The organism is Vibrio tubiashii ATCC 19109, from assembly GCF_000772105.1.
Classification (GTDB): domain Bacteria; phylum Pseudomonadota; class Gammaproteobacteria; order Enterobacterales; family Vibrionaceae; genus Vibrio; species Vibrio tubiashii.
The window spans coordinates 1,753,009-1,766,582 of sequence record NZ_CP009355.1; the positions used below are offsets into that span (position 1 = coordinate 1,753,009).

The window sequence follows — 13,574 nt, forward strand, 5'->3', positions numbered from 1 at the left end:
TTATTTGGTTCGTAGGACAGAACGTTTTCAACTTAATGTGTGAAATACGCTCTCTTTTGCTCACGAATTAAACTTTAACAATCAAAAGTAATCATTCAATGCTCATTTGTGATTATTTTGATTTTTATCAATTTTGCCCTCGTTCAATGGCTGTTTTTGGGTCACCGATCACACCAAAAATCATTAAACACATAAAAATCAGCAACTTATAATTATTTGTGATTTATGGCATATTTTTGTTTCATGGTTATTTGACAATCAAACCGATGATTATTAGAATCAAAACAAATCACAAGCAATCACCAAGTAATCACAACACTTGAAAAGGTGATAAGAATGAACGAAGTACAAAGACACGACGGTATCTTGTCGTTATTAGAAGAAAATCGGACGATCAACGTCTCGCATATCATCAACAGCTTTAATGTTTCTCCTGCGACAGCTCGTCGTGACATTTCAAAGCTCGATGAGTTGGGCAAATTACGTAAAGTTCGTAACGGTGCTGAGCGTATTGAGAGCCAAAAGAAAAAGTGGTCACCACTAAACATCAACAGTACTGAGCACTATGAAGAGAAGTCTCTTATAGCCTTACGTGCCGCTGAGTTGTGCGACTCGGGCGATAGCGTGGTCATCAACTGTGGTTCAACCGCATTTTTACTGGGCCAAAAGCTGTGTGGCCAAGATGTACAGATTGTCACCAACTACTTTCCATTGGCGAGCTATCTAATCAATGAGGATCATGACGATGTGATCATTATTGGTGGCCAATACAATAAAGCGCAAAACATTTTTCTTAACCCTGCTCCTGATTCGTTGGGTGGGTACGCGGGTAACTGGATGTTTACCTCAGGCAAAGGCTTAACGGAAACAGGGCTTTATAAAGCAGACATGCTTACCGCTGTAGCAGAGCAGCAAATGCTTGAGCAAATCGATAAGTTAGTCGTGGTAGTGGATAGTTCGAAAGTGGGTCAAAGAACAGGGATGGTTTTCTGCCCCGCGAGCAAAATTGATATCGTTATAACCGGCAAAGATGCCAACCCTGACGTTGTCAAAGCTATTGAAGCTCAAGGAACACAAGTCATTCTGGTTTAACACCACCCAATAGATAAATAACACCATAAATTGCTCAGTGTCTTAATCTCATATTAAGACGCTTGGCTCCCTACATCCTAAATAAATCAAATTTCGTGAAATTAAAGGTACTGTTATGAGCAAAGTGAATGAAATAACCCGTGAATCTTGGATCTTAAGCACTTTTCCTGAGTGGGGTACATGGCTAAACGAAGAGATCGAAAATACTGTAGTAGAACCAAATACATTCTCTATGTGGTGGCTAGGGTGTACAGGGATCTGGCTTAAGAGCGAAGGCAATACCAATATTTCGATCGACTTCTGGTGTGGTACAGGTAAGAAGACGCAAAAGAATGCGTTCATGAAAAACCAGCATCAGATGATGCGTATGGGCGGTGTTGAAGCACTTCAACCAAACTTGCGTACGGCGATTTTCCCACTTGACCCATTTGCGATCAAAGAGATCGATGCTGTACTCGCCTCTCATGATCACGCTGATCATATTGATGTCAACGTTGCCGCAGCGGTCCTACAAAACTGCTCTGAGCACGTTAAATTTATCGGCCCACAAGCTTGTGTCGATCTATGGATGGGCTGGGGAGTTCCTGAGGAGCGTTGTGTGGTAGCAAAAGTTGGTGATGTATTAGAAGTGGGTGACATGAAGATCCGCGTTCTCGACTCATTTGACCGCACTGCACTAGTAACACTTCCAGAAGGCACATCGTCGTACGATAAAGAGATCTTGGATGGAATGGACAAACGTGCCGTCAACTACTTAATCGAAACAACGGGTGGTTCCGTTTATCACTCTGGTGACTCACACTACTCGAACTACTACGCATCACATGGTAACGAGTACCAAATTGATGTTGCATTACTTTCTTATGGTGAGAACCCTCGCGGTGTCACTGATAAAATGACTTCATCGGATATTCTCAGAGCGGCTGAGTCACTAGACTGTGAGGTCGTAATGCCATTCCACCACGACATCTGGGCCAACTTCCAGAATGACCCTCGAGAAATTGAAGTACTATGGAACATGAAAAAAGATCGTCTCCAGTACAGCTTTGCTCCGTTCTTCTGGCAGGTTGGTGGTAAGTACACTTACCCAACAGACAAAGGGCGCATGCATTATCAACACTTCCGTGGTTTCAAAGATATCTTTAAAAATGAACCAGAACTGCCTTACAAGGCGTTCCTATAACATTATCCATACCAGCCAAGCCGAGTGTTTATCCACTCGGCTTTTTCGATAACCGAACCTAATACCCACCTAACACTCACCTCGCCTTTTGTATTCAACCTGCGTAGAATACGCGCTCTTTTCCCATTCACGAGCAACGATAGGCAGTCAGTTTGCACACAGTAGAACAACTTAAAAGCGGAGCGCTTACAGGCATTCAGCGTCTTCAACTTTCTGAACAATTAACCGAGTTACCACAAGAGATCTTAGCCTTAGCTGATACGTTGGAAATTCTCGATGTTTCAAACAACCTTTTAAGTGAACTGCCGGAATGGCTCACTGAATTAAAGCAACTCAAGATAGTATTTGCTTCCAACAATCGCTTCACTCACCTGCCACTGGTTTTAGGTCGCTGTGACAAGCTTGAGATGGTCGGTTTTAAAAGTAACCAAATTGTTCGTGTCGCCGAAGAGTCATTGCCAGAGCAACTACGTTGGTTAATTTTGACCGATAACCAAATCGCTAAGTTGCCAGAATCTTTGGGCCACCGCCCGCGCCTGCAGAAATTAGCCTTGGCGGGTAACAAACTGACATCACTACCCAACAGCTTTAACCAGTTGCTCAACTTGGAGTTAGTACGCCTGTCTGCAAATCAACTTGAGCGCTTCCCGAGCGTACTACTTGAGCTTCCTAAACTGGCGTGGATGGCTTTTGCAGGCAACCCTTTCTGTGAAAGAACCAGTCTTGAAGAGAGTGTTCCACAAGTTGCTTCAAGCGCTTACAAGCTTAATCAGGTTTTAGGGCAAGGGGCTTCTGGGGTGATCTCTCACGCGGATTGGCTCGACGCCGATTTCGACTTCCCAGCCAATGTTGCGGTAAAAGTGTTTAAGGGGGATGTAACCAGTGATGGCTACCCTTGCGATGAGTTGCAAGCTTGCCTGCAAACAGGTCACCACAACAACCTTGTGAAATCTATCGCTCAAGTAAACGAGGACAATCACCTTGCCTTGGTGATGGAGTTGATCCCAGATAGCTACTTCAATCTTGGTCTACCACCAACATTACAAACCTGTACACGAGATGTTTTTAAGCAAGACTTCACCCTTTCGGTCAGTCAGATTGAAAAGATTGTTGACCAGATGATGAATGTGTTTAATCACCTACACGATAACAAGGTATGTCATGGTGACCTCTACGCGCACAATGTGTTGGTCAACGAACAAGGTGAGATGATATTTGGCGATTTTGGCGCCGCATCAGTCTACGACTACTTAACCGAAACCCAACAACGCGGTATTAGAAAGATTGAAGCTCGCGCTTTGGGGCACTTTATTGATGATCTACTTTCGGTGTGTAAGCCGATTGAGGCACAAACTGCGGCCTACAAAAGCTTGAAAAATTTAGCCCTTATTACTGGCTAATCTTATCAGGTGTAGCGCTACTTTTGATTTGATAGCGAAACGACCATCAGTGCGTGATGGTCGTTTTCACTGAGAGAACTACCGCCCACCCGCTATATCAATAAAAGAGCCGGTGACGAACGACGCCTCGTCAGACAGTAGCCAAGCAATAGAGTTCGCCACTTCCAATGCCGTTCCTCCGCGGCCTAGTGGAAGTTGTGGTCCAAGCCTATCTACTCGTCCTGGCTCACCCCCATCGGCGTGCATCTCAGTGTAAATACAGCCTGGCCTGACTCCATTAACACGAATATTACGTGACGCAAGCTCAAGTGACAGTCCTTTGGTTAACGAGTCCATCGCACCTTTAGAGGCCGCGTAGTCTACATATTCAAATGGCGCTCCTGTTCTTGATGCAGCGGAAGAGACGTTAACGATAGAGCCATTACTATCAAGCTGATTGATAAACGCCTTACAGCACAAAAAGCAGCTTATGACATTGGCATCCATTACCTTCTTGAATCGTTCTAGGTCAATCTCGCTCAAGGTTGATTGAGTAAACAGAATTCCTGCATTGTTCACCAAATGAGTGATTGTGCCATAGCGCTGGGTAACTTGGGCAAACATAGCTTCAACTTGCTCTTGGTCTGAAACATCAGCCTGAATCGCGAATGCCTCTCCACCTGTAGAAACAATCTGCTCAACCACTTCATCAGCACGCTGGTGGTTTTTAAGATAATTGACCGCGACGGTATAGCCTTGGCTTGCAAGAAGTTTTGCGGTTTCAGCGCCAATTCCCCTACCCGCTCCCGTTACAATAACCACTTTATCCATTTGATTTCCTTTACTCTTCAATTCCAATTGAGGTGACTTTACAGTGTAAAATCCGTTGGCTCTTGCATCTTCTCTACGCCAGCCATTAAGCGCTCTACCAACAAACTCAGCGCCTTAGGTTGATAGCGCCTTTGCTTATACACCAAGTAGGCTTGTCTAACACTGCGTTGATACTGGGGCAACACCCTAACTAAGTTCATCCCTTTATGCACATGTCTGAAAGGCAACGACGCCACACCTAAACCTTTCTCTACAGCGCCACATACCGCCAAAATATCATTCACGATCAGCTTAGGCTTCACGCTCATCACATCAACCAGATGCTCTTGCTCATACACGGAAATGTCTAGAGCATGATCAACGCTGACCCAGTCAAGCTGACTCAAAGAGGCAAGATCGTTAACCTCCCCTACTTTGGTTAAGTATTCAGGACTGGCAAAAAAAGCATGGCGAGCTTTAAATAAAGGTCTGGCGATCATGTCATTCATCTCAGCCAAGTCGAAGGTGATCAACAAATCTCGGTCAGTCTGCGGTACTGCTTGCTCTTGGCTAAGCACCAAGTCGAGCGATACTTTGGGATAGTCAACCAAAAACTGCTCGACCACCTCCCCCACAAAGGCTCGATAAAAGTTGTGTGGAATAGCAAGCTTTATCTTGCCTGACACTTCCTGTGTATCAGATAGCATTTGTCCGAAGCCAGACTCGACCGATTCCATGCCACTTCTAAGCAACTCAAAGGCTTCTGAGCCACTTTGTGTTGCAACTAGCTCTCTGCCCTTCTTTTCCAATAATCGCGTATTGAGGCGCTGTTCAAGCGCAGATAAGCGGCGTGACATGGTCGAAACAGGAAGCTGAAGCTTTTTAGAAGCCGACAGCAAAGAGCCTTCTTCCACCACACTACAAAACAAATAGAGATCATCCATGTTTCCAAATATGGAATTCATACTTCTATACCTGCTTATTTTTTTCACTATTGGATAGTTATATCCTTAAATACATCAGAACAACAACAAGAAGAGGAGAATTTATGAGCCGCAAACATTTTTGGATTTCCGCCCTGCTTTCGTCTTTGACCATGGCCATCATTATGTCGGGATTAATTTCTGGCTATAAACTGGGTTTTAGTAACGAGTGGCCAGCAATTTGGCTAGATAGCTTTCTTCTGGCATGGCCAGCAGCGCTAACACTTAACTTGACTGTCTTACCGCAAATTAGAAAGTTGTCTAACTGGTTAGCTGGCGCAAACGCTGTCTCGCAGGCTTAGAGCGTTTAAAAAAACAAAAGGGGACCTCATGTCCCCTTGTCATATTTGTTCGTACCACTATGGCGTGATAATACCTTGCAACTCTTGCTCTCGTTGAGCCGTTATCCAGTTGAGGCATTGCTCTTTTAACTGTGGCTCGACTGACGCGATCAAGCGACATGTCGCATCGCGATGTTTAATCCACTGTCTTTGCACTTCTCTTACATCATCAGCTTGTGGTTTTGGCATCGCATAGTCTTCAGATGGCAGTTTAAGCGCACTCATTAACTTTTTGTATGTCGCATTTAACTGGCTATCTGTTTCACTGAGTGGCGTGGAAATTGCCTCTATATCGCCTTGAATGGCTTTCTCTAGCGTTGAAAGATAAAGATCCTTCTGCGACTGAATCGAGTCTATTATCCAAGCAGTACGCCCCGTACCACCATGCATTTCTTCTTGCTGCGCTTTGAGCGTGACATAATCTTCCATCTCTTTATAGGCGAGATTCAACAGAGCTAGGCTCTCCCCTGGCAGTTTTTCCGTTAACGCGGAAAGCTCACTTTGGCGACGTTTCTCCTGCTCTACGGCATCCCTATCAGCGCAATACCCAGCACCCGCGCCACTGGTCACGTAATGACAAAGGTTAAAAGGCACCACTTGATCATTTTTCCAATGCTTATAATAATCAGTAACCGCGAATGACAGCTCTGCTGGCACATCACCACCACGCGTGATCAACCAAAACACCAGCTCCGGATCGGGTTTACCAAACTGACTTCCCTCTTTTGAAGCTTGTTCAGCTAACTCCCATACATCGTAGAAGGGCCAATCTCCATCTTCATCCTCTACCTGATAAGTTTTAAAGAACGCATCAGGGTTACGCTCGGGGAGTTCGGCTGCGTAAGTCAGTACTTGCACCTTTTCTTGTTCGTCATAGAGAGACAAACTAGGATTTTTCTGTTTGGCTTTATAGTAAGTCTCTAGTGCGGCTTTAGGATCAGACATTCTAATGCTGCCTGCGCGGAAAAAGACCTTATCTAGATAGTATTTTAGCGCCTCTTGATGACCATGGACTGCGGCTTGCTGCAAATGGTAGACACTCTCTTCATCCGTTAAAGTGTATTGGTAAGCAAGTCTAAAGTGCGCTTCTGCACTGTCCTGCTCAGCTGCCTGAGTAAACAAAGTCTGCGCTTGTTTTTGATCGCCTGCTTCATAGAGCTGCTGCGCTTTCGTCACGAGATCCAGCTCGGTTGAAACGGCGGAAAAAGCCAAGCTACAACCCAATACAATCGGAGTAAATTTGGTCATCATTGGTCCATCAATAACAGAGTGAGCAGAATGAGTACTCTTTCGAGTTTGGTATCAGCCCTATTTTTAACACGCGCAAACAAAAAAAGGGATCGAATCGATCCCTTTTTAGTTTATCTGATTTTCAGCGCTTAGCGATTACAGCTCAGCGTTGTGGTAAACCTGCTGAACGTCATCACAGTCATCAAGAAGGTCTAAGAACTTCTGGAATTTCTCTGCATCTTCACCCGCAACTGGCGTGTGAGTTTGAGGTACGAAAGTGATCTCTTCTACATCAAGAGTCAGGTCTGGGAACGCACCGTTTAGAGCAGTCTTAGTTTTGAAGAACTCAGTGTGAGGAGCGAAAACCGTAATCACGCCATCTTCAAGTTCAACGTCAGTCACGTCTACGTCTTCCATCATCAGCGTTTCTAGAATGATCTCATCATCATCGCCTTTGAACTGGAATACTGCTTGGTGATCAAACATGTGTGAAACAGAACCTTCAACACCAATTTTCGCACCTGTTTTAACGAAGCACTGGCGTACATCTTGGAAAGTACGGTTACCGTTGTCAGTTAGACAATCAACGATGACGCTTGTGCCGCCAGGTCCAAAGCCTTCGTAGCGCGCAGGAACGTAATCTTCACCGCCACCACCAGTTGCTTTATCGATCGCTTTTTCGATAACGTGCGCAGGAACTTGGTCTTTTTTCGCTTTTGCGATCAGGTGCTTAAGAGACAAGTTCATGTCTGGGTCTGCACCGCCATTTTTCGCGCACATGTAAATTTCTTTACCGTATTTGGAATAAACTTTAATTTTTGCGCCTGCAGTTTTAGCCATTGAGGCTTTGCGCACTTCAAAACTTCTTCCCATCGGGATGTTCTCTCTAATTCAATTTAACGCGAAGGATTTTAGCAAAAAGCGAGCACATTTCAATTTCTCGCCTTGCAGAGGAAATGGTTACGTTACGCGACGCCCATTACTCGCTTATATTTAGCAACAGACTCTAGGAATGAAGCCTTTTCTTCTTCATCGACAATTTTGGCTGCCTCCTGATCAATCTCATCAGGCACAGCTTTCGCTTCACGAAGCTTCCAAACCAAAAAAGAGGCTTGCTTATCAAGTTCAATCTTGTTTTTTTCGCTTGCAGGGAGAGTTGACAGGTTTATCGACATAGCAAAATTTAAATCTGTAAAAATATGGGAAGGGAATATACCACACCCAAAGCGAATGTAGCGAGGAATTGCAGTGGGAGTGAAGGGTTAGATCAAAAAACTCTCAAAAACAAAGGGTGGCTTTCCTGTGCCACCCTTAGGTAATCGCATATGTGTGTCACAACTAGTGCAGAATGCCTAGTTCTTTTGCCTCTTCGATAGTTAACCCACTCTCACGAATCTCTTTTAATGCTTCGATACGACGACGAGCTTCGGCAGATTTGGCACCCTTAGTCGGCTTTTGTGACTCTACTTCTTCCGTGAAGTCCCACTTGCCAGCAATTTTACTCATTTCATCATGGTCAATAGAATTAATGGACATAATAACCTCCGAACAAACCATGCTAGGGACAGGTAATCTGTAGCAAAACCTCTCGCCCCTTGTTAAGAATTTTAGCTCCATAATGTGATTGTGCTAATAGTTCAGAAACTCTTACTGTTTTTTGTATAAATAAGTTTTGCGCCTGCCGTTGTCGCACAGTACATTTAAAGGATTACCCCTACAGAAATGAAGGCGATCCGGGTCTCATTTTTTCTTAAGCGTTTTCTTCTCAAACCCCCAGTGCTGAACACATTCTGAGCGCATTTTTCGAGTCACTTCACTGTTTTCAATCGTACTTCTTTTCACTCAAAAAATAAGAGTTAATGATAATCATTATCTTTTGTGTTTTTGAGTAAGATTATGAGTAAACTAACCAGCACGCATGCCTATCATGCAGACCCGATCATCAAGATTCGGGATTTATGTGTCGACTACATTACCGACACGGGCGACTTCAACGCGGTAAAGTCAGTCAGTTTTGACATTGGTAAAGGTGAAATATTTGGCCTTGCCGGCGAATCAGGTTGTGGTAAAAGCACCATCGCTTTTGCAATTAATCGTCTACATAAGCCACCTGCGTTTATCTCTGGCGGTGAAATTCATTTCGAGGGGCAAGACCTACTTAGGCTATCCGATAAAGATCTCGGCGCTATCCGCTGGAGCGAAATCGCTATGGTCTTTCAAAGTGCCATGAACTCACTTAATCCCGTCCTGCCAATTCAAGAGCAATTTGCCGATGTACTGCGCCACCATAGAGGCATGAGTGAGGAACAAGCCAAAGATCGCGCAGAAAAACTACTCGATTTAGTCAACATTCCCCGAGAGCGACTCACTGAGTACCCTCACCAGTTCAGTGGTGGTATGAGACAGAGATTAGTCATCGCGATTGCTCTATCACTCAATCCAAAGCTGATCATTATGGATGAGCCGACTACAGCACTCGATGTGGTGGTCCAGCGCGAAATATTGCAGCAAATCTATCAGCTACGTGAAGAGTTTGGATTCTCGGTGCTGTTTATTACCCACGATTTAGCTCTGATGAGCCAATTGTGCGATCGCATTGCCATCATGCGCCATGGCGAAATTGTCGAGGTCAATCAATCTAAGCAAATTCGCAACAACCCTCAGCACCCATATACACAAAAACTGTGGGCTTCATTCCCGAACATTCACGAAGGTAAACATCAACAGCAAGGAGCCCTCGCATGAGCCAACCCATCATTCAACTTAACAATGTGGTTAAAGAGTTCACTATTGGTGGTGGATTTGCGTCTGTTGAGCGATTCAAAGCCCTGCAAGGGATAACCCTCAACCTGCATAAAGGCCGTACCTTAGCGCTAGTTGGAGAGTCTGGCTGCGGTAAGAGTACTTGCGCACGCTTGATCACTAAGGTTTACCCAACCACCTCAGGCGAGATCCTGTTTAACGGTAAGAACATCGATGAAATCACCAGTAAGAAAGAGCTGCTAGATTATCGCAGCAAGGTGCAAATGGTGTTTCAAGACCCATTTGGCTCATTAAATCCAACCCAAACCATTGAGCACCATTTAACTCGTCCACTGAAGATACACAAACAAGTGGCAAACAAAGCCGATATTCCCGATAGGCTGAAGGAGCTGATCGAGTTAGTGGAACTGGCTCCTGATACAGTAGACAAGTACCCACATGAACTAAGCGGTGGCCAAAGACAAAGGGTGAACCTGGCAAGAGCGCTCGCGGTAGGCGCTGAGGTAATTCTTGCTGATGAGCCAACCTCAATGTTGGATGTCTCCATTCGTCTCGGTGTCCTCAACCTGATGCAACGAATGAAGAAAGAGCTCGGTATTGGTTTTTTGTACATTACCCACGACCTTGCGACCGCACACTACATTGCCGAAGAAACGGCAGTGATGTATAAGGGGCAAATTGTTGAATGGGGCGATACTCAAGCGATCTTAACCGATCCGCAACATCCTTACACCAAACTACTGATCTCTGCGGTCCCCGATCCCGATCTGCCATTTGGTCAATTAGTGGAAAATGAACCAAACTATTCTTTAGATGCTGATCAGATCCGTGAGCAAAGTGCGATTGTCAAAGATGGGCTTGATCAAGTCGGACCAAATCACTTTGTAAAACAATGGGTTAAGGCAGCATGAGTCAATTAGATACGTGGGTAGAACAGATCGGGATCTGGTATCAACACCGAAAACATGATCAAGGGAATAATCTTGAATCATTGATCCTGTCGCCTCCAGAGCAAATTTGGGGGCCGTTAATTTCCGATCAGCAGAGTAAGGCGATTGCCTGTTGGTTAGATGGTTGCCTGCGTATCTTTAATCATGCTCGTTACGACGCGCCTGATAAAGCGTACCAGTTTCTACAACTGGCCTATAGCAAACTGCAAAATGTGGTTTCGAATCCGGCCAGTGAGCTAGAACTAAAAGATTGGTGTATGAAGCGCATGCAGCACCTGACAGTATTAAGCTTGGAGTTCTGCAATCAACAAAGTCATTGCAGCTGGCAGGAAGAATCTCATCAATTGATCGATGCCCATGTTCAGTTTATGGCAGCCCATGCTTGGAATGAACCGCGGAACGATGATCAAGGAATATCGAGTGTAAAACACTAAACGCTCACTGCATCAGTCAGTGATACCTGTTCTGTAAGAGCTCTCCCTGCTCCACACGATAGATTCAATACAAATGACGGAAAGATGATCAAGGGACATTACCTTGATCATCGTTTCGTAGAAATCAGGTAATTTGCTGAATTTTAGGCAAAAAAAAGCGAGCTCGGAGAACTCGCAAAATATTCAGAATGAATGTAACAATATGAGCCAATCTATCAGGGATAATCCTATCCCTCATTCATCAGAAAGGACAAAAGGTTGTCTATTCGGGATAAATATTATCCAACTGCTCCTGAGCCATTGTCAGTGCACTGTCAGGGGAATGTAGTAGCTCTGTTTAATAGCGCAAAGAATGTAACAAGGTGTATATCAGCGTAAATAAACACAAAAAAGCCAGCGTTTGAATCGCTGGCTTCATATCTTGCCTTATTTGATGGCTTAAACTGCCACCTCATCTAGCGCTCTGAACACCGTTTCGTCTAGGTGACCTTCAAAAACTTGTTTACATACTTTACGACGCACAGCCAAGCCCGCAATTAGACGCTCAATAGACAAATGTTTGTTCTCACTCTGGCCATTGTAGAGCTCTACCATCTTGCTTAGCGTCTCATAAGGAATCGCTTCTTGACCGACTCGTAGGTAATCAAGCTTGTCAATCAGCTCCAGACACTCTTCTTGGATTGAGCTATGGGAATGCCCTGTCATAGCAGCTAAAGCCGATATGGAGCGTTCTAGAGCCTCTGAGGAGGTATATTTGGATAGAGTAATGGTAATCTCATCCGCATTGATCTCAACCAGGTGCTTACGCTGCTTAACACGACGGCCTAACTTACCGCGTGGTGAACGCTCTTTGCGTTGGATTGGCTCAAATTCACCATCGATGATCTGAGACATCTCTTCAAGCTGCTGTTTTGACACCATTTCGTTACGAAGCGGGTTTGGCAAGGTTGGAGCCATATTACGCTTACCCGCGTTGGTGGTTCTGGCGCGCGAGTAACGCAAGACTTCTTCGGCATCACACTTGATATCAAACTGATAATCTTTGACTTTGCCATCTTCGATCATTGCCGAGATCGTTAAGTGGTAACCCCAAAGATTGACCAAAAACAGATCTTCGGTGCCCTTGTCTTCAGCTAGCCTCTTCAACTCGCGGATCAGATCCATCGAGAAGCGACGCCATTCAATGTTTCGCGCCAATTTCTGGTTCAACTCACTCAGTAACATCACATCTGAATGACGGCGAGACATACGGCTACGGAAGTAGCTGTACAACTGAAACACTAATGTGTGCTGCTTTAGAATTTCAGGCGGAAACAGGAAGAAATAATCGCGCGTAAGCAGCTCTTCATAGAACGACGGTTCCCAAACTAGGATGTATAAGTTTGGTTTAATGCGAATTTCGCCGTCAGCGCCCTCTGTAGGGGCTTCTTCCGATGCGGTAATGGTACGGGCCAAAAACCTAAAACGATCGCTCTTAAAGCCTTCTGGCATGTTCTCACTAAGCCATCGACCAGTAAGCTCGTGTAACTGGAAGTCAGTAAACTCAATTCGATCAATACTGTCACGAATAGAATCACGAGCCGGACCACTGTCTTTTTTTCCACGCAGGGAAAGAATATCGGTGATGTACAGCGGGGTTTTATTCGGTACATGAGTACCATCTAACTGATACTGATGTTGGTGATGCTCATGATATTGCACCGTCAAAGTGAACAGCGCGAACAAGGTCATGAGATCATCAACCGTCATAATATTTTTAGAGGATCGTGTTTCGATCACAGCACGTGTTCCAGAGATCGACACCATGCTCTTTTGGTAGCTTTTACGGGTACGTGGTGGCGCTAGAGCTTGATCTATGATGCCTGCCCAGTTAGTTGGTGAAACGACAAACTGATCCGCTTCATCTTTCATCGCTGGTGGCGTGTTTAACCCATGCTCATTCAACAAGCGTTTATTGACTTGAGTTTGCGCCAGAGCTTTTGATCGCTTCTGTTTTTCCGTTTGTTTTACCGATTCTGTAACCAGGCTTGTAGCGCCTAAAACGGAGATGAGCTGATTAGGGTTAACGAAACGATGCAGCATGGTTTTACCCGCCAGTCCTTCTTCAAAACGAACTGGGACTTGTTGAAACAAACCAATATTGACCGCTGCGCGTAACCTTTGCTGGATAGCGGCACGGGTAACTTGGCCATCAGTCGCATCAATCAGTTCAGTGGTTGAAACTAATCCGTCTTTGCTGCTAAAGCCTTTTAGGGAGATAAGATTAAGAAGTTCGACGATACTTTTGGTAACGCCCTTGAAGTGTTGATACTGCTCTATCCAATTAACAGCAACTTCAGATACTTCAAATAAGTGTCCATCTTTGTGGCTTCTTGGCGCTTTGATCAGTAGTTTTTCGTCTGAGCTCAT

The 13,574-nt window shown here is 44.8% G+C and carries 14 protein-coding genes; 7 read left to right on the plus strand and 7 right to left on the minus strand.

The window, feature by feature from the left end; translation table 11 throughout:
- Positions 1-336 precede the first annotated feature (336 nt).
- The 3 genes from ulaR to IX91_RS23090 all read left to right on the plus strand — a co-directional run bounded on the left by ulaR (position 337) and on the right by IX91_RS23090 (position 3,675).
- Complete coding sequence (ulaR, locus tag IX91_RS23080; RefSeq protein ID WP_004746295.1) at positions 337-1,092, plus strand: HTH-type transcriptional regulator UlaR; 756 nt, start codon at positions 337-339, stop codon at positions 1,090-1,092.
- Between the two features lie 115 nt (positions 1,093-1,207).
- The gene (ulaG, locus tag IX91_RS23085; RefSeq protein WP_004746296.1) at positions 1,208-2,275 is read left to right on the plus strand and encodes an L-ascorbate 6-phosphate lactonase; all 1,068 of its coding nucleotides are present in this window, start codon (positions 1,208-1,210) and stop codon (positions 2,273-2,275) included.
- Between the two features lie 152 nt (positions 2,276-2,427).
- Positions 2,428-3,675: a leucine-rich repeat-containing protein kinase family protein gene (locus IX91_RS23090; protein WP_004746297.1), complete on the plus strand. Its 1,248-nt coding sequence runs from the start codon at positions 2,428-2,430 to the stop codon at positions 3,673-3,675.
- A 78-nt stretch (positions 3,676-3,753) separates the two neighbouring features.
- On the opposite strand, the gene IX91_RS23095 is transcribed toward IX91_RS23090, so the two are convergent.
- Both IX91_RS23095 and IX91_RS23100 read right to left on the minus strand, forming a co-directional pair.
- Complete coding sequence (locus IX91_RS23095) at positions 3,754-4,485, minus strand: glucose 1-dehydrogenase (protein ID WP_004746298.1); 732 nt, start codon at positions 4,483-4,485, stop codon at positions 3,754-3,756.
- A gap of 38 nt (positions 4,486-4,523) precedes the next feature.
- Positions 4,524-5,429, minus strand: coding sequence for a LysR family transcriptional regulator (locus IX91_RS23100; protein WP_038197474.1), 906 nt, complete (start codon positions 5,427-5,429; stop codon positions 4,524-4,526).
- Positions 5,430-5,512: 83 nt separating this feature from the next.
- On the opposite strand from IX91_RS23100, the gene IX91_RS23105 reads away from it, so the two are divergent.
- Complete coding sequence (locus IX91_RS23105; protein WP_004746301.1) at positions 5,513-5,749, plus strand: DUF2798 domain-containing protein; 237 nt, start codon at positions 5,513-5,515, stop codon at positions 5,747-5,749.
- Between the two features lie 57 nt (positions 5,750-5,806).
- Here the strand turns inward: IX91_RS23105 and IX91_RS23110 are convergent, their stop codons facing one another.
- From IX91_RS23110 to IX91_RS23125, 4 genes are all read right to left on the minus strand, one after another.
- Positions 5,807-7,039, minus strand: coding sequence for a lysozyme inhibitor LprI family protein (locus IX91_RS23110; protein ID WP_236642934.1), 1,233 nt, complete (start codon positions 7,037-7,039; stop codon positions 5,807-5,809).
- Between the two features lie 135 nt (positions 7,040-7,174).
- Positions 7,175-7,891, minus strand: coding sequence for a YebC/PmpR family DNA-binding transcriptional regulator (locus tag IX91_RS23115; RefSeq protein WP_004746305.1), 717 nt, complete (start codon positions 7,889-7,891; stop codon positions 7,175-7,177).
- Between the two features lie 92 nt (positions 7,892-7,983).
- The gene (locus IX91_RS23120) at positions 7,984-8,193 is read right to left on the minus strand and encodes a DUF3283 family protein (protein ID WP_004746307.1); all 210 of its coding nucleotides are present in this window, start codon (positions 8,191-8,193) and stop codon (positions 7,984-7,986) included.
- 163 nt (positions 8,194-8,356) lie between these two features.
- Positions 8,357-8,554 carry a PA3496 family putative envelope integrity protein gene (locus IX91_RS23125; RefSeq protein ID WP_004746308.1) on the minus strand — a complete coding sequence of 66 codons (198 nt, stop codon included), beginning with the start codon at positions 8,552-8,554 and terminating at the stop codon, positions 8,357-8,359.
- Between the two features lie 360 nt (positions 8,555-8,914).
- Here IX91_RS23125 and IX91_RS23130 point away from each other — a divergent pair, with 360 nt between their 5' ends.
- Genes IX91_RS23130 through IX91_RS23140 form a run of 3 tightly spaced genes read left to right on the plus strand, consistent with a single transcriptional unit; the run spans position 8,915 to position 11,165 of the window.
- A complete protein-coding gene (locus IX91_RS23130) occupies positions 8,915-9,763 on the plus strand; it encodes an ABC transporter ATP-binding protein (RefSeq protein ID WP_004746310.1) in 849 nt (282 codons plus the stop codon).
- Complete coding sequence (locus IX91_RS23135; protein WP_004746311.1) at positions 9,760-10,692, plus strand: ATP-binding cassette domain-containing protein; 933 nt, start codon at positions 9,760-9,762, stop codon at positions 10,690-10,692. Before IX91_RS23130 ends, IX91_RS23135 begins: the two co-directional genes overlap by 4 nt.
- On the plus strand, positions 10,689-11,165 hold the full coding sequence (locus IX91_RS23140; RefSeq protein WP_004746313.1) for a hypothetical protein: 477 nt from the start codon (positions 10,689-10,691) through the stop codon (positions 11,163-11,165). Before IX91_RS23135 ends, IX91_RS23140 begins: the two co-directional genes overlap by 4 nt.
- A gap of 438 nt (positions 11,166-11,603) precedes the next feature.
- On the opposite strand, the gene IX91_RS23145 is transcribed toward IX91_RS23140, so the two are convergent.
- On the minus strand, positions 11,604-13,574 hold the full coding sequence (locus IX91_RS23145; RefSeq protein WP_004746314.1) for a replication initiator protein RctB domain-containing protein: 1,971 nt from the start codon (positions 13,572-13,574) through the stop codon (positions 11,604-11,606).

Excerpts from the sequence above, each read along its gene's own strand:
- ulaR (WP_004746295.1), top strand. The coding sequence starts at position 337 with ATGAACGAAGTACAAAGACACGACGGTATCTTGTCGTTATTAGAAGAA.
- ulaG (WP_004746296.1), top strand. The coding sequence starts at position 1,208 with ATGAGCAAAGTGAATGAAATAACCCGTGAATCTTGGATCTTAAGCACT.
- IX91_RS23095 (WP_004746298.1), bottom strand. The coding sequence starts at position 4,485 with ATGGATAAAGTGGTTATTGTAACGGGAGCGGGTAGGGGAATTGGCGCT.
- IX91_RS23100 (WP_038197474.1), bottom strand. The coding sequence starts at position 5,429 with ATGAATTCCATATTTGGAAACATGGATGATCTCTATTTGTTTTGTAGT.
- IX91_RS23105 (WP_004746301.1), top strand. The coding sequence starts at position 5,513 with ATGAGCCGCAAACATTTTTGGATTTCCGCCCTGCTTTCGTCTTTGACC.
- IX91_RS23110 (WP_236642934.1), bottom strand. The coding sequence starts at position 7,039 with ATGATGACCAAATTTACTCCGATTGTATTGGGTTGTAGCTTGGCTTTT.
- IX91_RS23115 (WP_004746305.1), bottom strand. The coding sequence starts at position 7,891 with ATGGGAAGAAGTTTTGAAGTGCGCAAAGCCTCAATGGCTAAAACTGCA.
- IX91_RS23120 (WP_004746307.1), bottom strand. The coding sequence starts at position 8,193 with ATGTCGATAAACCTGTCAACTCTCCCTGCAAGCGAAAAAAACAAGATT.
- IX91_RS23125 (WP_004746308.1), bottom strand. The coding sequence starts at position 8,554 with ATGTCCATTAATTCTATTGACCATGATGAAATGAGTAAAATTGCTGGC.
- IX91_RS23130 (WP_004746310.1), top strand. The coding sequence starts at position 8,915 with ATGAGTAAACTAACCAGCACGCATGCCTATCATGCAGACCCGATCATC.
- IX91_RS23135 (WP_004746311.1), top strand. The coding sequence starts at position 9,760 with ATGAGCCAACCCATCATTCAACTTAACAATGTGGTTAAAGAGTTCACT.
- IX91_RS23140 (WP_004746313.1), top strand. The coding sequence starts at position 10,689 with ATGAGTCAATTAGATACGTGGGTAGAACAGATCGGGATCTGGTATCAA.
- IX91_RS23145 (WP_004746314.1), bottom strand. The coding sequence starts at position 13,574 with ATGAGCTCAGACGAAAAACTACTGATCAAAGCGCCAAGAAGCCACAAA.